General features: G+C 57.8%; 21 protein-coding genes. 18 read left to right on the forward strand and 3 right to left on the reverse strand.

Features of this window, described 5'->3' with window-relative positions; all coding sequences use genetic code 11:
• Positions 1-225 precede the first annotated feature (225 nt).
• From M7439_RS10875 to M7439_RS10910, 8 genes are all read left to right on the forward strand, one after another.
• Positions 226-729 (forward strand): GNAT family N-acetyltransferase, encoded by a 504-nt coding sequence (locus M7439_RS10875; protein ID WP_298342822.1) that lies wholly within the window; start codon positions 226-228, stop codon positions 727-729.
• 89 nt (positions 730-818) lie between these two features.
• Complete coding sequence (locus tag M7439_RS10880) at positions 819-1727, forward strand: heavy metal-binding domain-containing protein (RefSeq protein ID WP_298342826.1); 909 nt, start codon at positions 819-821, stop codon at positions 1725-1727.
• A gap of 4 nt (positions 1728-1731) precedes the next feature.
• Positions 1732-2559 carry a heavy metal-binding domain-containing protein gene (locus M7439_RS10885; RefSeq protein WP_298338766.1) on the forward strand — a complete coding sequence of 276 codons (828 nt, stop codon included), beginning with the start codon at positions 1732-1734 and terminating at the stop codon, positions 2557-2559.
• Positions 2560-2921: 362 nt separating this feature from the next.
• A complete protein-coding gene (locus M7439_RS10890; protein WP_308464497.1) occupies positions 2922-3860 on the forward strand; it encodes an alpha/beta hydrolase in 939 nt (312 codons plus the stop codon).
• Between the two features lie 215 nt (positions 3861-4075).
• Positions 4076-5251, forward strand: a complete 1176-nt coding sequence (locus tag M7439_RS10895) for a sensor histidine kinase (protein WP_298342834.1) — start codon at positions 4076-4078, stop codon at positions 5249-5251.
• Positions 5248-5880, forward strand: a complete 633-nt coding sequence (locus M7439_RS10900; protein ID WP_298342837.1) for a response regulator transcription factor — start codon at positions 5248-5250, stop codon at positions 5878-5880. Before M7439_RS10895 ends, M7439_RS10900 begins: the two co-directional genes overlap by 4 nt.
• Positions 5881-6160: 280 nt before the next feature.
• On the forward strand, positions 6161-6859 hold the full coding sequence (locus M7439_RS10905; protein WP_298342841.1) for an SDR family NAD(P)-dependent oxidoreductase: 699 nt from the start codon (positions 6161-6163) through the stop codon (positions 6857-6859).
• A gap of 253 nt (positions 6860-7112) precedes the next feature.
• Positions 7113-8837 (forward strand): DUF885 family protein, encoded by a 1725-nt coding sequence (locus M7439_RS10910; protein ID WP_298342844.1) that lies wholly within the window; start codon positions 7113-7115, stop codon positions 8835-8837.
• Positions 8838-8949: 112 nt separating this feature from the next.
• Here M7439_RS10910 and M7439_RS10915 read toward each other — a convergent pair whose 3' ends face one another.
• Positions 8950-11067 carry an amidase family protein gene (locus M7439_RS10915; RefSeq protein ID WP_298342847.1) on the reverse strand — a complete coding sequence of 706 codons (2118 nt, stop codon included), beginning with the start codon at positions 11065-11067 and terminating at the stop codon, positions 8950-8952.
• Positions 11068-11380: 313 nt separating this feature from the next.
• On the opposite strand from M7439_RS10915, the gene M7439_RS10920 reads away from it, so the two are divergent.
• The 4 genes from M7439_RS10920 (at position 11381) to M7439_RS10935 (ending at position 16129) form a co-directional block, all read left to right on the forward strand.
• On the forward strand, positions 11381-13225 hold the full coding sequence (locus tag M7439_RS10920; protein WP_298342850.1) for an ABC transporter substrate-binding protein: 1845 nt from the start codon (positions 11381-11383) through the stop codon (positions 13223-13225).
• Between the two features lie 101 nt (positions 13226-13326).
• Positions 13327-14232, forward strand: a complete 906-nt coding sequence (locus tag M7439_RS10925) for an isoaspartyl peptidase/L-asparaginase (protein ID WP_298342853.1) — start codon at positions 13327-13329, stop codon at positions 14230-14232.
• Between the two features lie 133 nt (positions 14233-14365).
• Positions 14366-15193, forward strand: a complete 828-nt coding sequence (locus tag M7439_RS10930) for a M55 family metallopeptidase (RefSeq protein ID WP_298342855.1) — start codon at positions 14366-14368, stop codon at positions 15191-15193.
• Between the two features lie 3 nt (positions 15194-15196).
• Positions 15197-16129 (forward strand): succinylglutamate desuccinylase/aspartoacylase family protein, encoded by a 933-nt coding sequence (locus M7439_RS10935; RefSeq protein ID WP_298342859.1) that lies wholly within the window; start codon positions 15197-15199, stop codon positions 16127-16129.
• A 110-nt stretch (positions 16130-16239) separates the two neighbouring features.
• On the opposite strand, the gene M7439_RS10940 is transcribed toward M7439_RS10935, so the two are convergent.
• Positions 16240-16839 (reverse strand): GNAT family N-acetyltransferase, encoded by a 600-nt coding sequence (locus M7439_RS10940; protein ID WP_298342862.1) that lies wholly within the window; start codon positions 16837-16839, stop codon positions 16240-16242.
• Here M7439_RS10940 and M7439_RS10945 point away from each other — a divergent pair.
• The 5 genes from M7439_RS10945 (at position 16838) to M7439_RS10965 (ending at position 23470) form a co-directional block, all read left to right on the forward strand.
• Positions 16838-17008, forward strand: coding sequence for a hypothetical protein (locus M7439_RS10945; protein ID WP_298342865.1), 171 nt, complete (start codon positions 16838-16840; stop codon positions 17006-17008). The two genes, M7439_RS10940 and M7439_RS10945, sit on opposite strands and share 2 nt — an antisense overlap.
• A gap of 1266 nt (positions 17009-18274) precedes the next feature.
• Positions 18275-19222, forward strand: coding sequence for a CHAD domain-containing protein (locus M7439_RS10950; protein ID WP_298349260.1), 948 nt, complete (start codon positions 18275-18277; stop codon positions 19220-19222).
• A gap of 753 nt (positions 19223-19975) precedes the next feature.
• Complete coding sequence (locus M7439_RS10955; protein WP_298342870.1) at positions 19976-21328, forward strand: glutamine synthetase family protein; 1353 nt, start codon at positions 19976-19978, stop codon at positions 21326-21328.
• A complete protein-coding gene (locus M7439_RS10960) occupies positions 21325-22698 on the forward strand; it encodes an aldehyde dehydrogenase (protein ID WP_298342873.1) in 1374 nt (457 codons plus the stop codon). The genes M7439_RS10955 and M7439_RS10960 overlap by 4 nt, the downstream gene beginning before the upstream one ends.
• 7 nt (positions 22699-22705) lie before the next feature.
• Positions 22706-23470 (forward strand): 3-oxoacyl-ACP reductase, encoded by a 765-nt coding sequence (locus M7439_RS10965; RefSeq protein WP_298338690.1) that lies wholly within the window; start codon positions 22706-22708, stop codon positions 23468-23470.
• Between the two features lie 31 nt (positions 23471-23501).
• On the opposite strand, the gene M7439_RS10970 is transcribed toward M7439_RS10965, so the two are convergent.
• Positions 23502-24269, reverse strand: a complete 768-nt coding sequence (locus tag M7439_RS10970; RefSeq protein ID WP_308464498.1) for a GntR family transcriptional regulator — start codon at positions 24267-24269, stop codon at positions 23502-23504.
• Positions 24270-24301: 32 nt separating this feature from the next.
• On the opposite strand from M7439_RS10970, the gene M7439_RS10975 reads away from it, so the two are divergent.
• Entirely contained in the window at positions 24302-25237 is a 936-nt protein-coding gene (locus M7439_RS10975; RefSeq protein ID WP_298342879.1) for a choline/ethanolamine kinase family protein, read from the forward strand.
• Positions 25238-25244: the final 7 nt, after the last annotated feature.

A 25244-nucleotide genomic window follows, 5' to 3' on the forward strand; every position in this document is an offset into this window, starting at 1 on the left:
CGCAAGCTAATGGCGCAGGTTGATAACGCAGGTTGATAACGCAGGTTGATAACTTGGTGTCGCTGCTGTCGTTCTTCTGGGGGGGGGTTGACTCTGTCGCACAACGAAGGGGGAAGGTCCTGCCTCCGGCGCCCTCGCCGTGCCGTGGATGGAGCTCGATGATCGGCGCGTCAGGCCATCCACGCTCTCTGGAGCCGGCACGATGTGCGGTTAGCATGATCGTTCATGACACGGCTGATCCTTCCTCGTAGCCAAGAGCACCTACCGCAGTGCGTCGAGGCGTTGGCGGTGGTGCACGCGGCCGTTGGTTATCCAGTGATCTGGCCAACCGACCCCTCGGAGTGGCTGACGGGAGAGGGTTTTCTCGGAGCTTGGGTGGCCACTGACGCAACAGTGGTGCAAGGCCACATTGGACTCAAGCACTCGTTGCTCGATGACGGGCGCCAAGTCGGTGAGATCTTTCGTCTCTTTGTCGTTCCAGATGCGCAAGGGACGGGCATTGGGCGCTTGTTGTTGGCTCTGGGGGTTGCACGGTCACATGCGCATGGACTGCTCCCAATGCTACGGGTGCTGCTGCCAGAGGCCCGAGATGTGGCCTCTTGGTATGAGCGTCTTGGTTGGCGACTCCACTCCACCCGGCTTGCGACGCACGGTCCGCTTGCGAGTCGAGGCTACTCGATCGCAACCTATCTGCTCGGAGACTCTGGGTCAACGGGTGGCGGTATGTGACGGTGAACCTGACCGTTTGCTGAAACATCGTTGGTTCTACCCCTCGTTGTGTGATAAGGTAACCCTAGAGTAGGGGAGGTCCGAACAACGTGGCAGATTGGGATGGCAAGGGTTTACCGCCAGCCGCGCAGCGCCGTGTAGAGTCGGCGGCTGCCTCATCACTTCGATCCTCGCTCCTGTCGATAACGTCAAACACCGGAATCGAATCCGTTGGTTACCGCCCGGTGAGTGAGGTGATGGGCAGCGTGGTTTTGAGCACCTACGGAGCGGTCATGCCATCATGTGGGGTCTATAACCAAGGATATGGAGCACCGTTCGGGATGAACTCCGGCATGTCGGGTGTCCGCATGGGTGGGGGTCAACAGTTCTACGGGGGCTATGAGCCCTATGTCGATGTGATAAACCGTGGATGGACGGTCGCGATGAACCGGATGCTCACCGAATCCAGCGCCGTGCACGCGCACGGTGTTGTCGGGGTGCAGCTGACTCAGCGGCGCTTTGAGGGTGGTGCGATCGAATTTATGGCGATGGGTACTGCGGTCCGGTCGACGGTGGTCAAAGATCATCATGGTCGCGACATCTTTACGACCCATCTCGATGGCCAGGACGTCTCCAAGCTGCTCCATCATGGTTGGATGCCGGTCCGGCTGATCGTTGAGGTGACGGTAGCGGTGCGTCACGACGATTACAACACCTTGAGCCAAGGTTCGATGTTCGCGCCCAATGCGGAGTTGACCGGTTTTAGCGACTTGGCGAATTCGGCTCGCTCCTCTGCACGACAAAGTCTTCGGCGCCACCTCAAGCCAAATGCTGAGGTTGGTGTGATCATCGACTCTCTCGACTCGAATATTTTCCGTAACGAACTCGGTCAGGGGCACTCGGACCATCTTGCCGAAGTGCGGGTGGTGGGAACCACGATTGCACAATCCGGGAGATCAGAGACTCGCATGGAGCCACTTCCTATTATCTATCTGAAGTCAAGAAAGACAGGAGCATAACGACATGGCTGAAGAGACCCTCGATCCACAGCAGCTAGGCGTACCAGAAGACGCAATTCGACGTTTACAGGAGATGAGGCCGGGACAGGCTACTTCCCTGTTTACCTCCGATCTGTCCGTCAACGAGTTCTTACTCGTGCGTGAAGCTGGGTTTCGACCATTGGGCCTGGTCTTTGGTTCATCCATTTACCATGTGGGTATCCAGGTGGGTCGTTGGAGTAGCAACCAAGAGCTCGACAAGCTGACCTCGGCGATGTACCATGCTCGTGAGCTCGCTATGGAGCGCATGCAGTCCGAGGCCGAGGTTCTGGGTGCCGATGGCATCGTCGGAGTACGATTGGACGTCGAGTTCAAAGAGTTCGGCAACGACATCGCTGAATTTATCGCAGTTGGTACCGCGGTGAAGGCCGATGACACCTCCATCAATTGGCAGAGTAACGGCCGTCCCTTCACCTCTGACCTGAGCGGGCAGGATTTCTGGACGCTGCTCCAGTCTGGATATGCTCCGCTTGGCATGGTCATGGGTACCTGTGTCTATCACATCGCGCATCAAGGGATGCTGAAGTCGATGGGCAATTTTGGTCAGAACACGGAGATTCCGGTCTATACCGAAGCGCTCTACGACGCCCGTGAGCTCGCGATGAGCCGTATGCAGGCGGAGGCGGAGGCGGTGCACGCTGAGGGTATTGTCGGGGTTAAATTGCTCTCACTTCCCCATCAGTGGGGCGGGCATACGACCGAGTTCTTCTCGATCGGGACCGCCGTTCGCCCACTGAGGGAGGATCATATCATTGCGAAGCCCCAAATGGTGTTGCCGCTCACTGACTTTTAGTCGTGCGGGGCCGACCACCAGTGCTGTCCACGCTGCACTGGACGAGAGCCTTGATCTATGCTGGTTCCGATGCGCCCCTGGGTGTGTCATGTCGAGACCTTCGACCAACGCCGCCAGGGCCGTCCTCACCACAGCGAGCCTCGACGAGATGGTACGGTCTCGAGTCCAACACGATGACGAGCGAGCCTGGCAATGATGGCGAGCGAGATGGTGCGGCACAGTGTTGGTAGAGTGGTTGCACTGGACCTCGACGGGTTCTGCTCCTTGTCGTGAGCGTTTCTGTCTCGGCAAGCAGGGCATCAAAGAGCAAATTGCAGCGACCATGAGCACACAGTCAACCATGAGCACACAGTAAGGAATAGATGATGGCGCTAGATCCAATACTCGGACAGCTACTGCAGAGTCTGCGTGACGGTGGCTCGAAACCAACCTATGAGATGGATCTCGGCGAGGCTCGTGCACTCGGAGAGGCGATGGCTCCGTTAGCCTTCACGACCGCCGACGAGATGAAGAGCGTTCGCGATATCACGGTTGGCCAGCTGCCGATCCGCGTCTATGTCCCCCCTGAGGCTGGGGAGGTGCTGACGTTGTTCTTCCATGGAGGGGGGTTCGTCCTTGGAAGTATTGCCTCCTACGATCGACTCGTGCGACGATTCGCGACATTGACCAAAAGCGTCGTCGCCTCAGTCGGTTATCGCCTTGCCCCGGAACACCCGTTCCCGGCCGCAGCTGAGGACGCGTTGAGCGCGTTGGCGTGGGCGCAAGAGGCGCTGAGTGACGGCTTCGGTCTGGATCTTCGCCGTCTGGCTGTCGCCGGTGATTCGGCCGGGGGTAATCTGGCGGCAGTTGTTGCGCTTGAGGCGCGGAACCGTGCGATCGACCTTGTGGGGCAGTTACTTGCCTATCCCGCCACCGATAGCAATGTGGATACGCCGTCGATGCATCGGTTTGCGACGGGCTACTTTCTGGAGCGACAGGAGGTCATCTGGTTCGGCGAGCAGTACTATCAGGATGAACATGCGCTCGAAGACTGGCGCGCTCGACCGGTCCTTGAGGACGCTACTGGTGTTGGACCCGCCATCATTGCACTCGCAGGATACGATCCACTTCGGGACTTTGGGGTCCAGTACGGCGAGCATCTTCGTGCGGGAGGTGTTCGGGTCAGCGTGCGTGACTACGAGACGCTCGTCCATGGTTTTCTCTCGCTTGGCGATATCGTCCCAGCCGTCCGTGAGGCTACCACCGATCTCTTCCAGAGGTTTGCACAGCTCCTGTCGACGGGAGAGCTACCCAACGGATAATCACTGGTTGTAGGGAGGATGTGATGAAGAGCCCTTGCTATTGATGGGCTGTATTGACGAACTCTGTTCATCAAGGGCGCATCGTTGAGCGTTGGGTCGTACGTCCCGTTGGATCGGTGTGCTCAACTTGGTGTGCGACCCAGGATGATGTCTCCGTTGCGTTCGTGTCGATGACTGTGGTTAATCTGTCGAAAACAACTAGCATCAAGTCAGGTATGGCACGGTTCGATCGCAATGAACAGCGGCGCACGATTCTCGGTGGCGGTTTGCAGGTTTGGAGCCTGCTCTTCTTAGGCTCATTGCTCGCTGCAGTTGCCATGACCTTCGTCTACCCCTCGGTCTCTTCACGCCGCGAGGTGGGTGCGGTGATCGTGGAGTTGGTGACGGCCGTTGGCTGGTTTGCGATTGGTCGACCCGTCTTTGACCAGCTGCATCGCTCAAAGAGTCGACTCGGTGTCCTCATTGGATCGCAGGTCGTCTTGCTTGCGATTGGCTCGTCGCTCAATCCAAACGCTGGCTATCTATTGATGCCGGTCTCAGCACTGGTCTATGCCGCGCTGCCTTTGCAGCTCTCCCTGCCAAGTGTTGCGGCGATCGAGGCGATGGTGGGTGTCCTCTCCCACTTCCTGGCACAACCATCGGTCCCCTATGTGGTGATCGCTGACTGGTTCGTGCCAACCTTCCTTGCTGGTTCCTTCGTCGCCGTCTTTATCTCTCGACTGTTGGACCAACAGGCCGATCTCTCCCAAAGTCTGGATGAGTTGCGGATTACCCAGAGCAGGCTCTCCGAGCTCTACCGCCAGATCGGCGAGAACAATGAGCGTGAGCGGCTGGCGGCACGCATCCACGAGACGATTGCCCAACAGCTCATTGGGATTCTGCTGCTCGCGCGGGGGGCCAAGGATGGCGCCATCGACGCCGAACTCATTGCGGAGGCGGCACAGACCGCCCTCGAAGCGGCGCGTGCGGTAATTCGCGAGGGGCAGCTACCAGCGACCACTCTCGCCTCGGTCGCTGACGAGGTCGAGCTCCTGAAGGATAAGCTCCAGTCCAGCGGGGTAACCTTGATCGTTGAGCACTTTCCGTCGACTGAGTTTTTGCTTGACTCGACGACGACCGAATGCATGACACTGATCCTTCGTGAAGTGGGTAACAATATTATTCGTCATTCGCGAGCACGGACCGCGCATCTTGATTTTATCGAAGAAGAAGGTTCGCTTATCGTGGTGGTGGAGGATGATGGGGTTGGTTTCGATACCGCACGTACCGACAACGATGAGCACTTCGGGCTAGAGCTGATGCGCCGACGAGTGGAGCAGGTCTTTGGTGACTTCTCCCTCGAGAGTCATCCGGAGGCAGGGACTCGCATCAAGGTCAGGTTGCCGCGATGATCAAAGTCGTCATCGTCGATGACCACCCGATCGTTCGCCGTGGATTGCTCGGCATCTTGGCCAAGGCGCCAGACTGCTCGATCGTCGGCGAAGCTTCTGGGGTGAGCCAGGCGAAGCAGGTGGTCACCTCTTCACAACCCGATGTCGTGTGTTGTGATCTCAAACTCCAGGATGGAGACGGTTCGAGCCTTGTCGCTTGGGTGCGTGACCGGACCCAAGCCAACGCACTGGTGCTGACCACCTATGATGAGCCAGCACTTGTCCGTTCGGCGCTGGCGGCGGGTGCCAAGGGCTATCTGTTGAAGGACGTGGAGGAGTCGATTCTCTTTGATGCGATTCGTCGAGTTGCACGTGGACAGACCTACTATGCCACTGCGCTGAGTATGAGAATCTCTCGTGACCTGCACCATGACGCGCTTCTCACCCAGCGTGAGCTAGAGGTGCTCCGGCTTGCTGCCTCCGGCGCTACCAACACGGTGATCGGGGTTGCGTTGGGTATCGGTGAGCCAACGGTGAAGACCTACTTTTCACGTATCTTCACAAAACTGGGTGTGAGCACAAGAACGCAAGCGGTCGTCGTCGCTATCGACCGTGGGTATCTTGACCGAAGTGCGGTCTACCGCGCGTAGCTGACTCCTCGGGTGCGCTGACGCCGGCCATGCCTCGCACCCGGACGCGTGGCATGCAAAGGGTGCTCCTCGTGGGGCCCCTGGCGGGCAGGACGTGGTGCAGAGAAGGTGGTGGAGTAGCACGGACGTGTGGGGTCCTCGCGCACCCTCTCGGGGGCACGGGCTGGTCCCGCAGGTGTCTCTGGTTGTGATCGTAACCGGCCGAGACGACCGCTGGCCATCCAGGCCGTGGCTAGGGTGCTAGCTACGGGGACCATCGATGGAAGTGAAGGAGGAGTAGATGTCTCGACCAACGAAGCCGGTCGCTCTAGTGACCGGCACCGCCCAGGGAATCGGGCGTGCGATTGCGGACCAACTGGAGGCAGATGGGCTCGAGGTGCTCAGAACGGATCGCGATGAGATGGACGTCACGGACGTAGCGTCTGTCGAGCAATTTGTCGCTACCGCTCCTCCCATTGACATCCTAGTCAACAGTGCTGGCGGCGTGCTTGGTCAGGTCCACCAGCCACTTGAGGCGGTGACTGATGTCGATTGGCAGGCGATCATCGACGTGAACTTAACCGGTACATTCCACTGCGTGCGCGCGGTTGTTGGGGGAATGAAGCATCGTGGCTGGGGAAGGATCGTCACAATCTCCTCGGGGGCAGGGAGGAGTGTCTCGCTGACGGGAATTCAAGCCTATGCCAGCGCCAAGGCCGCCCAGATCAGCTTCACCCGGCAGATGGCCCATGAACTCGGTCCCTACTCCATCACGGTGAACGCCATTGCGCCAGGCTTTGTCCTCTCTAACCCCACCACGATCGCACAGTGGGAGTCCTATGGAGAGGAGGGTCAGCGTCGGTTGGTCGAGGGTATTGCGCTCCGACGATTGGGTCAAGCAGCGGATATCGCCCATGGCGTCTCCTTCTTTGTCTCAGAACGCGCCAGTTGGATCACGGGTCAGACGCTTTCGATCGATGGTGGGAGTGCACTGTTTTGAAGGATGGTTTACCCGTGAAGTTGAGACAGCCTGGCAGTCGTCTCCGATACCTCCGGACCCTTGCGCATCGCCGGTTGAGAGGAAGAAGGAGATGGTATATGCCTGGTATTACGGCGGATGACAACGTGCCTAGAGAACGGTGCACGTGATCGAGTTGCGGGAACAGTTGCTAGTTGAACATAATGATACAGAAATGATGTTGTCTGGTTGGTTATTGTCAGCTGTCGCCTAGGGTTAGCATTGAGGAGGATCCATGACCGAGAACATCCACCAAGAACTCGCCAACCTGAACGATGAGTTTTTTGCGCACAAGCATGGCCGTGACCCGTTAACCGCGACGGAACTCGGCCTCCATGCCTTCGATGGTGAGCTACCCGATCTGACACGAGAGGGTGAGCGTACGACGGCCCAAGGGTATCGTGCCATCCAGAGGCGTATCGAGACACTCCTCGGTGACGCCGAGCCCAGCGGCGAAGGACTGACCTTCACGGAACGAATCAATCTTGAGGTGATGGATGCTCTTGCTTATGGCTCCGTTACGGAACTCGAAGACGAGCTCTGGGCCCGGAACATCTCGGCTGGCGGGTATGTATCCCCACAGGCGAGGATCTTTCAGACGGTCCCAGCTGCAGTGCTCGCCGATGCAGCGGGGGTCGAAAGCTATCTCGAGCGATTGAGCCAACTACCGGCACTCTTTTTGACCATCCGTGATCGCTACCAGCAGGCGGATCGCCAAGGACACTTCTCCACTGCAGCCGGTGTCCACCAAGCGATAGCCCAGCTCGACGGGCATCTTGGGCTCGATGATGCGCATGACTTGTTCATCAACGTCTCGTTGCCCACTGGCTTTGAGGGTGAACGCGAACGGATTCGTGACCTCGTCCATCGAGAAATCCGGCCGGCGATCGCAGTAGTTCGTGACTATCTTGTTGGCGATCCGACGACCCATGCTCGCGGCGATGAGGAGGTAGGTCTTTGTGTGCTCGGTGACGGGCAGGAACTCTACACCCGTGCGCTCCTTCGCCATACCACGACGGCAATGACCCCCGAAGAGATTCATCGTTTGGGCCTTGAGACGCTTGCCCGACTTGACGAGGAGTGGGCCGAGGTGGGTGACCGTGTCTTTGGTATCAGCGATCGGCGAAGTCTGTTCGATCGGTTGCGGGGAGACCAGAGCCTGCGATTCGAGAATAGTTCCCAGATCATCGAGGTGGTGACGAGGGCATTGGCGACGGCCGAACGAGCGCAGCCGCAGTGGTTCCCAGACCGACCGATTGCTCGCTGTGTCGTGGAGGAGATCTCGACGGCCGAGGCAGAGAACGCCGCCCTTGCGTACTATCGAGGTCCCTCAGACGACGGGACTCGCCCCGGTGCTCACTGCGTCTTGACGACGGTACCCACTGAACGCTTCCGCTATGAATACGAGGCCTTGGCCTTCCATGAAAGTGTGCCGGGGCATCATCTCCAGATCGCTACCGCGCAGACGCTCACTGAGTTGCCAGCGTTTAGGCGTTACCTTGACGCAGAGGTGAGCGCCTTTGTCGAGGGATGGGGGCTCTACGCCGAGCGTCTCGCCGACGAGATGGGGCTCTACAGCGGTGATCTCGCTCGCCTTGGCATGCTGTCATTTGAGGCGCTGCGTGCCAGCCGGTGCGTCGTCGACACTGGCATGCATCATTATGGATGGTCCAGACAGCGAGCCATCGAGTTCATGTGGGAAAATAGCGCCACCAATATGGCCAACATCACCAACGAGATCGATCGCTATATCGGTTGGCCAGGGCAGGCCACCGCGTACTTGGTGGGACGTCGAGAGATCGGGCGCCTTCGAAAGGAGGCCGAGCGACGGTTGAGTAGTGACTTCGATATTCGGGACTTTCATGGTGTGATACTCGGCCAAGGAGCGATTCCACTCGGCGTGGCGGCCTCAGTGGTCGATGCATGGGTGAACAACACAGCAGACCGTCGCAGGCCATGAGACCCAGCGTCACGGACTATGAGCCTCAGCGTCGCAGATGGCGTTTGCACGCTGGCGGGTGAACCGATGCAGGAGCTCTGATGGGGGGCAAAGCCGTGAAAGAGGATCTCGGTTAGGCTCGTTGGAGGAGTTCTTCGATTTCGGCTGCCCAGTGAAGCAGCGCAAGGTCTTCTCCGAAGGCAGCACCGAGTTGCAGGCCGACTGGAAGGCGTGAGCCCGCTATCGGGATCGAGATGGCTGGTTGCCCAGTCAGGTTATAGATACGGGTCATCACTCCCTCAAGGTATCCCTCTGGAGTATCCATCGATGGGTTCTGGCCCGGAGCCACCATCGGGGCGGTCGGGCCGATGAACATGTCGACACCCCTTGAGGCTGCAGTGAGTGCTGCGATTCCCGCTGTTCTCTCTTGGAGCGCAGCCTCGTAGTGCGCTGGTGTGATGTCGCCCCCGAGGGCGAGCACCCTCGCGGTCTCCTCCCCAAAGTGCGCGCGGTCAGCTAAGAGCTGGGGGGCATGGATCTGGTACGCCTCGTAGGAGATGATGGTCTCGAAGCAGTGATCGAGTTGTTCGAAGGGCTCAGGGTTCATTTCGTCGAGTTCATACCCGGCCTCACCCAACAGCGCCAGAACGCGATGCATTGCGTTCGCTACGGTTGCATCGAGAAGATCGCTATCGAGGTGTCCAGCGATAAAGCCGAGATGAGGCCGTGGGAGCACGGACCGTGTCTCGTTGGTATCGGTGAGGATGCGATAACACCGGTTGGCGGTGGCGACGTCTCGGGTGAGGATGCCAAGGTGGTCTAGGGTCGGTGAGAGGGGAGTAACGCCGTGCAGTGAGAGCTGCTGATAGGTTGGCTTGAAGCCAACCACACCGCAGTAATGGGCGGGAATCCGTACCGAGCCGCCGCTGTCAGTGCCGAGCGCGATCTGGGCAGCTCCGACCGCAACGATAACCGCGGAGCCACCGCTTGAACCTCCAGCGGTGAGCGAAGGGGCGACTGGATTGCGAGCGTCTGGCAGATCTGGATGGGGAGATCCCAAGGCATACTCGAGGAGGGATGTGGTAGCGAAGATATCGGCACCTGCCTCACGAAGCTTGGTGATGACCGGTGCCTCCACTTTGGAGGGCGGGCCGCTCATATCGATAGGATTTCCATTGCCAAGAGGAGTGCCAGCGACAGCGATGAGATCTTTGACGCCGATCTGATAGCCGTGGAGAGGTCCTGACTCCGCGCGTCGAGGGGCGTCAAGGTAGTGGACAATCGCGTGGAGAGGTTCGGCGAAACGATGAGCTCGATAGTAGGCGTTGACGAGGTCGAGGTTGGCCACCTCACACGTTCGTTCACCTCGTTCGATGGCCTGGATGATTCGACCGACGTGGGTAGTGAGTGGTCCCGCAAGGTCGCTCAGAAATTCGTTCACCTCGGTTGGCCTCCGGCGCACCATGAGATCGCGATAGATGCCGCTGTGTGATTTGGCGCTGTTGGCGTTAAATGCGGCGAGCCGTACGAGGGAACCTTCGAGATCCATGGGTTCAAAGCCATCAAAACCCTCTGGCTTGACCGGCGCCTGATCGAGTACCTCGCGTGCGATGGCGATCATGAGGTCGTGGTAGCGAGGATCGGAGAGCGACTGAGCGATGGAGAGGTCGGAGACGGCACCCGCCCAGAGCATCGCTCCATAGGCTTCTTTGCCCCAGAGATAACCCAGGATGTTGTCGGTACTCTTCGCGTACGGGAGTGCCTCGACCAGACGGCGTACACGATCGGTCACCTCGTTGGCAAAGGGCTCGCCGACGTAGAAGGCCCCGATGTTGCCCTGTCGGATGCGACCTGGCTCCATGAGGTCAGCACCGATGTTGATGAAGGCCGTGACGATCTGTGTGGGGTCAACGAATTGGGCAACGGTATCGAGGGTCAGACCATTCTGTACCGTCAAGAGGACTCCATCCGGGCTGAGGTGCTCGGCGACGAGTGCGCTAGCAGACCCGGTGTGGTGACTCTTGACTGCCACGGCGATGCAGTCATGGAGACCATCGAGCGCTTCGGCATAGATCGCCCCGGGATGGACGGTGAAGTTTGCGATGGGACCCTCGATGGTGAGACCATGCGATCGGATGGCATCGATGTGGGCATGATCGACATCGCACAGGGTGATCTCATGACCGGCGGCGGCCATATGCGCCCCAATCATTCCTCCGATCGCGCCTGCTCCCACAATCGTCATCTGCATGGACCGACTCCTCTCTTGATGCTGGACTTTTGGGTATCCATCGTTTACCCACAAACAGCTGCGCAAGGGCCCGAGTGCTTCCTTGGCAGGTAGACACAGGTGCCTGACGGCAAGCGTTGACTTTTCACATCGATTCTTCGAACGGTCTTCACTGAGCGGTGCTCACTCCCGAAGGCGTGAGAATCCTGTTTCCAGTTTATGAAAGGAAAGTAAATTTGTCAATTCAAAATGTAAAGATGATTACAACATTGCCCGGGGTCCGCTAGTATTGCAAACACTGGGCGGGGTGCCTAGCAAAAGGGGGAACCGGGTAATGCGTTCTAGTTGGATCAAATTTGCGGCAATCTCTGCAACGAGCGTCATGTTGCTCGCTGCCTGTGGCTCGACCGCATCGTCTTCGTCGTCGTCGACCTCGTCATCGACCACCAGGGTAAAAGGTGGAGTTGCGTACTTCGCTGAACAGCCGTTGTCGCCACCGACCTACATCTTCCCACTGATGAACGGGGCGAATGAGTCGAATGTGAACCTCTATGAGTTCGACAATCTGATGTTTCGGAACCTGTATTTCTTTGGCAAGAACGGCAAAGCCGAGATCAACTACACCCAGTCGCTCGCTGATGCACCGGTCTACTCGAACGGGGATAAGACCGTCACTATCCAACTCAAGGGTTGGAAGTGGTCCAACGGGGAGACGGTCGATGCGCGAGACCTCGTGTTTTGGATGAACTTGTTGGAGGCCAACAAGACCCAATGGTTCGACTACGTCCCTGGCTACTTCCCAGATAACGTCGTCTCGTATAAGGCGACCGGGCCGCTCACCTTTGTGATGCACCTCAATAAGGCCTACAGCCCGGCATGGTTTACCTACAATGAACTCTCCCAGCTCGTCCCGCTGCCGTTGGCCTGGGACAAGACCTCGGCCTCGGCACCGACACCAAGCGCCACGGACCCCAACGCACCAGACTTGACCACCGCTGGAGCACAGGCGGTCTATAAGCTCTTGAACGCTGCATCGACTTCCCTGTCGACGTATGCGACCAATCCGCTTTGGCAAGTGGTCGACGGTCCGTGGAGGTTGACGAGTTTTACGACCGAGGGCAAGGCAATCTTTGTCCCCAATACGAAGTATTCGGGATCACCGAAGCCGACCCTGTCGGAGTTTGTCGAGTTGCCCTTTACCTCTGACTCGGCGGAGTTCAATGTGTTGAGCTCGGGTAAAAGTATCAGCTACGGCTATCTGCCGGTCTCTGACCTCCCGCAGAAGTCACGAGTCGCTAGCGAGGGTTATACCTTTGCCCCCTGGCAGATCTTTGGCTTCAACTTCATGCCGATCAACTACAACAACCCCACGGTTGGGCCGATCTTTAAACAGCTCTATGTTCGCCAGGCACTCCAGGAGCTTGTTGATCAGCCTCAGTGGATAGATACCTTCTTAAAGGGTTATGGTACCCCAACCAATTCGCCGGTACCAACCGTTCCTCCAAATGCGTTCGATGATAACGTTTCTCGGACGATCCAGTACCCCTATTCACCAACGAATGCCAGAAAGCTGTTGACTTCGCACGGTTGGAAGATGGTCAACGGTGTCATGACCTGTGTCACACCAGGGAGTGGAGCGAGTGCTTGCGGGACCGGCGTCAAGAGCGGACAGACGATGAACTTTAATCTCAAGTACATCTCGGGCCTGAACTCAGCCACCGAAGAGATGACCGCCTTCCAGTCGGCAGCTTCACAGGCCGGGGTGAAGATCAACCTCAGCGAAGCTCCCTTCGCCGGTGTGATCAGTTATGCGTCGGCTTGTACTCCCTCACAGGCGGCTTGTGCATGGGAGATGGCCAACTGGGGAGGTGGGTGGAGCTACTCACCCGACTATTACCCATCGGGCGAGTCGCTCTTTGCCACTGGCGCTGCCTCCAACATGGGAAGCTACGAGTCTTCCACGGGCAATACCTTGATAGCGGCTACTCTGACCTCGTCGGGGGCGCAGGCACAAAGCGCTCTTGACGCCTATCAGAACGATATGGCCAAGCAACTGCCGGTAATTTATCAGCCTGAGGGGGATGTCCAGCTCTCGGAGATCGCATCGAATCTCCATGGTGCGACGCCCCAGAGCCCCTACGAGTACATCACTCCGGAGGATTGGTACTTTACCAAGTAGGGCTGGTTAGAGTTTGAGATGAGTACAAGGCCCAGACGCCTCTAGACCCTACAGGTCTGGAGGCGTCTGGGCGTAGCGAAAGGGCTGATGGAGTCGTGTTGATGATTGCAAGCGCCAACGGCGCTATAGGGATTGACGGTGTTTGGGCTGACCTTGAGGGTGGACTCGATCCAGTCACTGCGGTAGAGCGAGCGGCGTGGTTCGTTGAGGATAATCTCGATGACCATAGTGTTGGCACCGGTGGGCTACCAAACCTTGAGGGGGTCGTTGAGCTCGATGCTTCGATCATGGACGGCAATACCCGTCGAGCTGGCTGTGTGGCAGCGCTGGCGGGCTACCGTCATCCCATCTCCGTCGCCCGAGCGGTGATGGAGCGTTCCCCCCATGTGCTGCTGGTTGGGGAGGGCGCAGCGAAGTTTGCCCACGAGGTCGGTGCCGAGGGCGCCCAACTGCTCACCGACTCGGCGCAGGCCACCTGGCAGCATGCAGTCGATCAACTGGACCCTGGCCAAGCCGCGGATCCGCTGACGCGGGTGATGGCGCTTACTACCGATCCGGAGAAGGCAGCTGGTACGGTCAACTTTTTGTACCTTGCCGATGATGGTTCCATGGCCTCGGCCGTCTCAACCAGTGGCTGGGCGTGGAAGTGGCCAGGTCGAGCCGGAGATTCCCCAGTGATTGGAGCAGGTAACTACTGTGATTCGCGCTATGGGGCAGCGGCCTGTACCGGTTTTGGTGAACTCTCGCTTCGAGCGTCCACCGCGCGCATGGTCGTTCGCTATCTTGGGGAGGGCATGAGCCCAGAGGAGGCAGGGATTACGGCTATTCGCGACCTCGACAATCTCGTCGACTCGTCGAATAACTTCATTATGCACATCGTTATCCTCGCTGCGGATGGGCGTCACGCTGCGGTCTCGACCAAGGCGGAGGCGATGTATGCGATTCGAGAGGCTGATTGGGATAGCACCAAACTTGTGCCGCGTACCTATGTCCCCATCGAGGGCTAGGTCGGTTGCGCGCAGGCGCCACACCGGCGCCGACCGCGGATTGCGAACCCAGCACGTCGCCATCTTGTGACCAATGGGGGCCCGTTCGAATGAGAGAGAAGTCGATTACGAGAGTAACAAAGGAGCACCAACGATGAAGGTCTATATCAGCTTTGACATGGAAGGGATCTCGGGGATCGTCGATTGGGATCAGTGCACTGGCAATGGCCCCGCCGTTGCGATGGGCCAAGAGCTCACCCTTGCCGAGATCAATGCGGCGATCGACGGAGCGCTCATGGCGGGAGCCACGGAGTTTGTCGTCAACGACGCCCATTACCGGATGCAAAATCTCGATCCAAGACTGCTCCATGGCGATGCGACCTACATCTCGGGAGCCCACAAGCCGGGGTACATGATGGAGGGTCTCACCAGTGATTTCGACGTCATTTTCTTCATCGGCTACCACGGCAGCATCTCCGGTGTTCCTTCGGTCATGTCCCATAGCTATAGCCCGTCAGTCTTTACGGAGCTTCGGGTGAACGATGTCGAAGTCGGTGAGAGTGGCGTCAACGCGCTCGTCGCACTCGGCCAACGTGTTCCCATCGGCCTGATCAGCGGTGATCGCGCGACAGCCCTCCAGGCCGAACCACTCATGAAACAGGCGATCATGGTGCAGGTGAAGGAGTCGATCACCAGGTATGCGGCATCGAATCTGCATCCACATCTTGCGCACAAGCGCCTCAGTGAGGCTGCAGAACGAGCGGTGGAGGCCGCCAAGTCGATTGACCTCCCCGCGATTGACCTCCCCGCGACGATCACGATGTCCTTTCAGACCTCTGATCAGGCGGAGTTGGCCAGCTGGATCGCCGGTGTTGAACGGGCCGATCTCCGATCCTGCACGATCACCGGCCCTGATCCACTCGCCCTCTACCGCGCTTTTGTCGGTGTGTGTTATCTCACCCGTCAGGCACAAGGAAGATAGCGCGTGCAACAGCGCTTTCTCCATAGCGACCTCGCCCCGATCTCTCATCTGCAGATCCCCTATTTTGAGATTCATGGCGCCCATGATGGACCGACGTTGACGCTGGTGGCTGGTGTACATGGCTGCGAGTACACCTCCCAACAAGCGGTCCGGACCTTCATGCGCAGTCTTGAACCCTCCCGTCTCGGCGGCCGGATTCGAGCGGTGCCGACGCTGAACGTCGATGCGTTCTACGAGCGGAGCCCTTTTGTCTCACCCCGTGATCAGAAGAACCTGAATCGTTGCTTCCCTGGTGATCCCGAGGGCACCTATTCGGATGCGTTGGCCTACTTCGTGACGGAGGAGCTGATCAAGGGATCGGATTTCTTCATCGATCTCCACGCGGGGGATATGGTTGAGGACCTCTTTCGTTTCACGATCTACGATGATTCACCGGTGCAGGATGCATCCCGACTCCTCGCCGAGGCCTATGGGTTTCCCTTCTCTATCCATCAGCCGATGCTCGACCCAGCGGTGACTGGGGCGACCTCGCAGATCGCTGGCGGCCTCGGGATCCCCTCGATCATCGCCGAGTCTGGTGGGCGAGGTCTGGTCGAGAATGAGGCGGTCGGGCATCACCTTCGGGGTTTGGCGCGCACCGCCGCCTACCTCGGCATGTACGAGCCCACCGAGCCGATCGAACCAGACCTCGAGGTTCGTCATTTTCACCGGTTTGTCTGGCTGCGATCCAAGCACGAGGGATGGTGGGAGCCAACGGTCAGCGTCGGCGAGGATCTCCATGCGGGCCAGGTGATTGGTACGGTCAGCGATCTCTTTGGTGAGGTCGTAGAGGAGATCCAGAGCCCGGTCGAGGGTGTGGCGGTCTTTTTGACCTCCTCTCCAGCGATGAAGGCTGATGGTTTGGTTATCGGAATCGGTGCTGACGAGGAGGACTGAGATCGCGTACCATCGTGTGACGTCCCTCGTCCTCCCCAGAGCAATGAACGCCTTCATTATGGCAGGGGAGTCCGTCCTTTTCCGAAGTGATGGCATCGGGTTTGCGATGATCATTGCCAGAAGGCGCAGCCCGAGAATGGACCTTGTTCGTGGGCGCTGGTGAACTCGCGGTCAAGGATCGTGAAGTCGAACTCGTCGGTGTAATCACCCTTGAAGCGTTCATTTTCGACTAGATGTGCCTCTTTGCGCATTCCGAGTCGCTCACAAAGACGGATTGATGCAGTGTTTCTCGTATCGACGCTGGCAGTTACCCGGCGGATACCGATCTCCTCAAAGGCGAGATGGAGGACGCCATGGGCGGCCTCGGTGGTGAGGACCTTGCCTCCAAACGCCGGATTGAGGACCCAGCCGATCTCGTCGTTGCCGTCGCGGAGGTTCCTGATCTGGAAACTGATGTGACCGATGAGTGCTCCCGAAGCGATCTCCTCGACACCGATCAACACGCCGTCCCCGTCGTGTTCGAGGGAGTGCGTGGCCCATCGTGTGGCGAGACGCTCGGCGATCTGCTCTCTGGCCATCGGTTCGAAGGGGAAGAAGAGACAGACCGAGGCCAGCGAGCGATGCGCATAGAGCGCCTCGTGGTCCTGGGAGGTGAGGGGGTGAAGACGGAGCCGGTTAGTCGAGAATGGTTGGGTCAGTGCAAGGCGCATGGGTCGAGTATCGGGTGGTCAGGACGATCTCGTTGGGATCGACGGTGGCGAGGGATGTGATCGGCTGCGTGCGGGGGTTTTGATCGCAACCAGCGTTGGCGCTATTAGCCCAGGCGCTCATGGGGAGAGCTTGAGGATGGCCGGCTTGATGCAGGCGATGCTCTGGTAATCGGTGACACTTCTGACGTCGCTGCGGCTAAGAGGTCCAGATCGATAGCAGCTGATGGTGGTGCGGTCCACGCGTTCGCCGGACGTGTGTCTTCAGATGTGACCCTGTCCCTCCGCAACAGGAATGCTGATCAGAGCGTGTGATCACCAGGGATCGTCCTGCCTCTAGGTTGCACAAAGGCCTTGCACCTGGGTAAAAGCTGGCTATTCTTGACCCCCACCCCCACCCCCACCCGCACTTGCACGGCGTAAATCTTGGATGCACTGCCGACAGAGGGCGAAAGACGTCATGTGCAACGGGTGGCCAGCGATCGTTGCGGGAACCAATGGCGGGTCCACGGTGCGCGGATCGGCGTTGGGAGCCCCGTATCTCCGAAGCGAGCGTTGTTGCTCGCAGAACCACCGCAGAGTAGTGAAGACGGAGCTTTACCCGACATTCAAAGCCCATGCATACGTAGGCGTGACGGCCAGCCATGCCACAGCTAGATGGATCGAACGTACCGCAAGTATTGCGCCAGTCGTCAGGGTGCCTGCGTTGATCGGAGTTGGCCCACAAGAACAACCTTTGCCGTGGTGCAAAGGTTCTCGGACCGATCGGTCCATGCGACGAGGCGACGCAACGATCTGAGTGAAACGAAAGTAAGTCTGGATAGTGTTGCAATAACCGATTGGTGAACACCCTCGGGAGTTCTCCACTTCGAATCCGGTTCATCCTGCCGTATCTCTGGGGTGGCGTAGACGTGCGATGAGCTCTTCGGAGATAACTACATACTTCGAGACTGAGACCAAAACGTTGGTGCGGATTTCGGCTGGTTCCGATACAATCGATACAAGGGCCGGTGGTTGTCGATGTCAAGATCCGTGAGACTCCGTGGACAAGTCCGTCGTTGATCGCAACGGATGCGTTGCTGTGCCAGGCTCTCGGCCATTGGAGTTGGTGGCGAGTCCACACTGGCTGACTCCCGGGCTTCTCCGTATCCCTACCAAATCCTCCTGTCGATACTCGGTTGCGATTTACGAAAGCATCGACCTGGCTCTAGCAGGCAAAGGGCTGCTGCTTCTCGAGTATTCAGATGCCTCGTCAACTAACGTGATGCTCCTCCTTCACAAAAAACGTAGTTGGCGACTCTTGCAGTCCATCCAACTGCGAGGCCATCCTTCGCCAAGCGTCCTGATCGCATCTTTTAATTCGCAGAACCGGTACAACCTGATGAACGTTTTGCAGGGCCGTCTCCCTCTCCGTTGTGTCGCCCCAGAAGTCCACTCGGTGGCAAACCTTGAGGGAGACGGGTCGTGGCTGACGACTCTTTGTTTCGGAGCAACTGGTTACGACTACTCGTTGGTTGGCCTGGAGTATGCCCACTCCTTATTGCCGACTTCGTTCGTGGTGGTTGCACCTCAACCTGGACTCCTCGACGTGTTGTTGGCTGGTTGTGGACTCAGACCTCGAGTACCAGTCGTACTCGGCACCTCCATGAACACTTTGCCAGCTGCCCGGGCTCTGAAACACGTTGTCGCCGCTCTCAAAGAGAGTTATCTCGCTGAGATCACTTCTCTCTACAGAGGAGATGGACCCGAGTCAGTCCATCAGGCTAGGACCTCGCTCCGACGGCTACAGCTGCTTGCAGGGCTTAGCTCTACGAAACTGGAGACAAAGAGTGTTTCGCAGGTGTTCCACGCTCTTGGGGATATCCGAAACCTGGATATCGTGGTGGCATGGATGAGAGAGAACGCGGTAGATCAATCGCGAGTCGACCAGGCCCTAGGCCTGCGAACGACCAAATTCAATGTATTCCAGAAAAGTCATCCACTGCGCTCCCACAGACGACTCCTCGGCAGTGTAAGTACGGGGCCGCTCGAATCCGGTCTGACACTGTATTCATGGGCCACCAATAGCCGAGCCCAACTGACAAGGGCGCTGGTGGCGATAGATCTTTCTCATCCAAGCTTCGCCACTATTCATCGGTTTCGGCGACACCTTCGGCAATATTCGGATTTTGTGCAAATCTTTCCGGAATATCGACTTGCCGATATCGTTGTGAAGCAGACGTTGTCCAAACTTGGTCAGCTGTCCGACCTCTCAACGATACGGGCATACATGAAGAAGGCCTGGCCGGAGTTCGCAGAAATTGGTGCGAGCCGAGATCTGGCAAAGGTCGACATCGTCCCAGAACTTCTCCAGCTGCGCAGCCAGATCATCGATTCGACCTCCTGATAGGGACGAATTCTGGTGACCATGCCCGTCAAGAATCGATGAGTCGTTGCTGCCTGATCAACGTTTTCTCGGCCGCAGTATCAGTCCGAGTGCAGACTCCTGCGAACCTTGAGATGCTCCGTTGACTGGATGCATGTAGTTCACTGGCTAGGAAACCAGCCGCATGGCCCGCTAGAAAATCGAAACGTCAAAGGATGGGTGTGGTGGCCTGAGCTTGTTGCCATTATTTGATCGAAATAGTCAATGAGTTTGATGCGCAGCATCAAGACGAGGTGGAAAAGGCGCAGGCCTTGATTATCCTTCGGAAATCGTCGACTGCATCACTGCTAGAACGCATAGTTGACTTGGGCGAAGACGGGGAATGCCGCCCTTTGTTTGCGTTGTGTTCTTGGGCGAACCTGTCCATTGCCCAAATATCTGTGAAACCGTAAACCGCCTGTTTTCATTTTGATGTACCTTCATGTTCGACCCTGCCGCAAGGGTTAACGATGGATTCTGGATTACTTTTCAACCGCTCATTGGCTTTCGCTGTAGGGGAAGGCGAAGATCGAGGGCTTCAGTGTGTCAATAATTTCGAAGTGTAGCTTGACGAGTCGAGGCGTGAGAGGGTAATCTATGGTCTAGATCATTTAGGGGGATGCATGACGCTGAGCATCGAGTTGTACGTCGTTCACAGGCAAGAGAGGGTCATGTACTCTCTGAACGCATCTGCCCTATCTGACCAATGGGTGGCCAATGCGAGGGGGGAGGGGCATGCACATAGAGGATCTCAGGCGCCTTGTCGATGCGGGTGAGATCGACACCGTCGTTGTCGCTATGACCGATATGCAGGGTCGTCTGCAGGGGAAGCGTTTGGATGCGGACTTCTTCCTCGATGAGACACTCCAGGCTGGCACCGAAGGGTGCAGTTATCTTCTCGGCGTCGATGTGGATATGAATACCGTTCCTGGTTACGAGATCACCTCTTGGGAAAAGGGGTATGGTGACTTTGTCCTCACTCCTGACCTCTCCACGCTCGTTCCTACTCCTTGGGTCGATAAGACGGTGTTCTGTCATGCGGATTTGTCCTGGGTTGATGGATCGAGCGTTGTTGAGGGGCCTCGCAATATCTTGAAAGGCCAGTTGGCGCGTGCACAAGAACATGGTCTCTGGCTACAAGTGGGCACCGAGCTTGAGTTTCTTCTCTTTCAGGAGAGCTTCGAGGATGCCCGCTCGCAGTCCTATCGTGGTCTTACTCCAGCGAATCAATATAACGTGGACTACTCGATACTCGGAACTTCGCGAGTTGAACCGATTCTCGGTCGAATTCGAAGACAGATGAAGGCTGCTGGCATGGTGGTGGAGTCCGTCAAGGGCGAGTGCAACTATGGCCAACACGAGATCGCCTTCCGTTATTCGGAGGCACTTTCCAAAGCCGATGAACATGCTCTCTACAAGTTGGGTGCGAAGGAGATCGCTGGCCAGGAGGGGATGAGTCTGTCGTTCATGGCCAAGTTCAATGAGCGTGAGGGCAACTCGTGTCACATCCATCTCTCAGCCACCGATGAGGAGGGTCGTTCACTCTTCGCGGGTGATGATGGCAAACGAATCCATGGAGCATCGGTGCTGTTCGAACACGCCATCGCTGGTTTGTCGGCGACGATGCGCGATTTTGCACTGCTCTATGCACCAAATATCAATAGCTACAAGCGCTATGTCGAGGGATCCTTCGCCCCAACGGCGATCGCGTGGGGAATGGACAATCGGACCTGTGCCCTCCGTGTCGTTGGTCATGGTCAATCGCTGCGGGTCGAGAATCGAGTGCCAGGTGGGGACGTCAACCCGTATCTGGCTATCGGCGCGATGGTGGCTGGAGTACTCTATGGGATCGACAACGAGCTTGAACTCGATCCGCCGATGCAAGGGAACGCCTATGTGGCGGATGTGGAGCGAATGCCCACCAGTCTTGGTGAGGCGATGGAGCTCTTTACACAATCAGCCATTGCCCGCTCCGCGTTCTCTGATGGGGTTGTTGAGCACTACACCAACATGGCCCAGGTTGAGCTCGACGCATTTGGGCGTGCGGTGACCGATTGGGAGTTACAGAGGAGTTTTGAGCGACTATGAGCACCACGCAGAACATCGTCAATCCAGCCGACTTGAGCGTCTGTGCGACAGTCGAGTTCCTTGAGGTCGAGGAGGTTGATGAACTCATTCACCGGGCACATCACCGGTATCCGAGTTGGCGGGCAATGACCCCACATGATCGGAGACAACTGTTGCTCGCCTTTGCGCGCGAGGTTCGTGATCACTGCGAGGAGTTGGCTGAGGCTGAGATGCGCTCAGCTGGCCACCCGATCACCTCGGCTAGAGGTGAGGCCCTTGGGGTCGCTGATGTGATCGAGTATTTTGCCGGGTTTCCAGAGCACCCTTCGGGTCGTCAGATTCCGGTCGCTGGAGGCATCGACGTTACATTTCGCGAGCCGTTGGGTGTCGTTGGCGTGATTGTGCCATGGAACTTCCCGATGCTGATTGCGTCATGGGGATTCGCCCCAGCACTCGCCGCTGGCAATACCGTAGTTCTCAAACCGGCCGAGGCTACTCCATTGAGCGCGCTCATCCTGGAGCGCCTGGCCCTCAACGCTGGATTCCCCGAAGGGGTCTTTCAAGTAGCGCCGGGACGTGGGGATAGTGCAGGTTGGCGGCTGGCGACCAATGAGCTCGTGAGGAAGGTATGTTTCACGGGATCGACGCGAGTGGGCAAGCAGATTATGGCGGGTTGTGCCGATCAGATGAAGCGAGTCACCCTTGAACTGGGTGGCAAAAGCGCCAATATCATCTTCGGTGACGCCGACGTGGAGGCTGCGGCCAAGGCTGCCCCCTTCGCCGTCTTTGACAACGCGGGACAGGATTGCTGTGCACGATCAAGACTGCTCGTCGATCGCGCTATCTACGACGACTTTCTACCCATTTTTCTTGAGGCCACGGCGTCGATCATCGTCGGCGATCCCCACGACGATCGCACACAGATGGGGCCGCTGATCTCGGCGCAGCAACTCGCCCGCGTGCAGGGGTATGTCGCCGAAGCTGAGGTTATCTACCAGGTGCCGAACGTTCTCACGAAGGGTTACTACTTCGCACCGACCGTTCTCTCGGGTGCCGATGCCAGCGCTCCTTCGTGTCGTGAGGAGATCTTCGGACCAGTCGTCTCTGTGGTCCCCTTTGACACCGAGGCCGAGGCGCTCCAGATCGCGAATGACTCGATCTATGGACTCTCCGGTTCGGTCTGGACGAGAGATCTGTCACGGGCACTTCGGGTGGTCCGCCAACTCGAGAGTGGGAACCTCTCGGTGAACTCCAACTCGTCGGTACGGTACTCAACGCCCTTTGGTGGGTTTAAGGGATCAGGGATCGGAAGAGAGCTCGGTCCAGATGCACTGGATGCCTTCACTGAGGTAAAAAATGTCTTCATAGCCATCGAGGAAGAGAAGGGATAGGGAAAGAGTGTTACGTTTGGAGAACAAGGTCGCGGTGATCACCGGAGCGGCGAGCGGAATAGGAGCGGCGAGCGCAAGAAAGTTTGCTGTTGAGGGTGCCAAAGTCGTGGTGGTTGACTTGGATGAGGAGAAGGGCGCTGCGATCGCGTCAGAGATCGGCGGTCTCTTTATCCGCGCTGACGTTACCTCCGAGGAGGAGGTGAAGGCGATGTACGAGACAACGGTTGCCCATTTTGGCACGTTGGATGTGTGTTTTAACAACGCTGGGATCTCGCCTCCTGAGGATGACTCGATCCTTGAGACGGATCTGCAAGCGTGGCGCCGTGTCCAGGACGTCAATCTCACCAGTGTCTACCTGTGTTCAAAGTATGGTATCGAGACCCTGCTCGCGCATGGAGGAGGATCGGTTATCAACACCGCCTCCTTCGTGGCCCTTGTCGGTGCGGCGACCTCCCAGATCTCCTATACCGCCTCAAAGGGTGGAGTTCTCACGATGTCGAGAGAATTGGGTGTACAGTTTGCTCGCAGTGGAGTCAGAGTCAATTCGCTGTGTCCTGGACCGGTGAATACACCGTTGCTCCAGGAGCTCTTTGCCAAAGACCCAGAACGCGCCGCTCGCCGTCTCATTCACGTTCCCACAGGTCGCTTCGCCGAACCCGAAGAGATCGCCAACGCCGTCTGTTTCTTGGCCTCAGACGAGGCATCCTTTATCACCGCTACGGCCTTTATTGTGGATGGTGGAGTCCATGCAGCCTACGTTACTCCTCTCTAGAGAGCCAGTCCTGGATGAGCCAGTCACTTGCTTAGAGGTTGGAGTCCAAGCCGCTCCAGAGTGTGACCTTCGTACGATCTCCTCGAAAGATATCACGCGCATACTCGACAACCCGTCCACCAAGCGAATAGGCGATCCGTTCGATCTGGAGCCCGGGTTGTGCACCTCTCAGTCCAAGCAGCTCCGCTTGGGCTCTGCTCAGGCGGACCGACTCAAGAGTCTCGAGAGCACGGGTGGGCCGCTCACCGTAGGTCTCTTCAAGAATAAGGTAGAGCGAGCCGCGAAGGTCGTGTTCGATAAGGCCCGGAAATCGCTCGGCTGGAAACCAGGACTGCTCGATCGCCACCGGCTTTTCATCCGCAAGACGGAGTCGATCGATGCGGTAGCAGCCCGTATTAGGGGCGATCTCAAGGGTTTTCGCAAGTTCGTCGTCGGCTGGCTGCTCCACCGCAGCGAGCACCCGAGCTCCAGGGCGCAAGCCATTGTTTTTCAGCTGCTCGGTGAAGCCAGCGATTCTACTCAGATCGCAGGCGATCTTTGGACCCTGAACAAAAGTGCCTCCGCTCCTGCCGATTACCTTGGCAACCAGGCCTCTGTTCTCAAGGCGAACCAGAGCATGCCTGAGCGTCATGCGAGAGACACCAAAGTGCAGGGCGAGCTCTCGCTCGGCTGGCAGACGGTCGCCGCCCTTGAGCTGTCCGCTCGAGATAGCCTCAAGGAGCAGGAGTTCGATCTGTTGGTAGGGAGGAACCGATGACTCCTGTTTGAGCGTCGGAAAGTCGGTTAGGTTCGTTCCCATGTGCATCCATCTTATCAAAATTTCGGGGGAAAATGGATCGAGATTGCAACAACGAAGTACCAGATGAGATTCGCCGAGTTCTCGACATGACTGAGGTCCAGGCCTCAGTCGGTCAGTTCCTGACTTTGGAGATTCTCTCCGGCGGACTCACCAATGTCAACTATCTAGTCGCCGGAACACAGGGCAGGGTGGTCGTGCGCGTTGGAGCCAAGAACGCCGGATTGCTTGCCATCGATCGAGCGAATGAGCGAGCGAACTCGATCTGCGCAGCTGAAGCTGGTGTCGGTGCTCCAGTCCTCGCCCATCGTGAGGAGCCCTCCATTCTCGTGATTGGCTATCTTGAGGGAAAGACGCTCTCCAAGAAAGACATCCAGAGCGGGGTCTACCTGGAGGGCATCGCGCAGAGTCTACGTCGTCTTCATTGCACACGACCCTTTGTGTCGAGGTTTGACATGTTCGATATACAGGCTCGCTATCTCCGGATCGTCAAAGAGCATCACTATTGGCTGCCGAAGGACTATCTGCGTTATGCTCCCGCCTTTGCCAAGTTGCAAGAGGCATTATTGGTGACAGCGGAGCCGTTGGTGCCGTGTAACAACGATCTTTTGGCGGAGAACTTTATTGAGTCAGGGGGGATAATCCGTATCATCGACTACGAGTACTCCGGCAATAACGAGGCGAGCTTTGAGCTTGGTAATATCGCGAGCGAATCCGATCTCACCGAGGCGCAGCTCGCTCAGCTCTGCTCCTCCTACTGGATGGTCGAGGACGAGGTCAAGGTTGCTCGGGCTCGTCTCTGGGCAATGGCGGCCAAGTATGGATGGACGCTTTGGGCCTCTATCCAGGATGGTGCGGGGGAGCTGGAGTTTGACTTCATCGAGTGGGGCCTGGAGAAGTACGAGCGAGTGGTTGCGGAGTTCGAATCGGAGGAGTTCTCCAAACTTCTCCAACGGGTGTCTCGCGCATGAACCAGTT

It is taken from the genome of Ferrimicrobium sp. (assembly GCF_027319265.1).
Lineage (GTDB): Bacteria > Actinomycetota > Acidimicrobiia > Acidimicrobiales > Acidimicrobiaceae > Ferrimicrobium.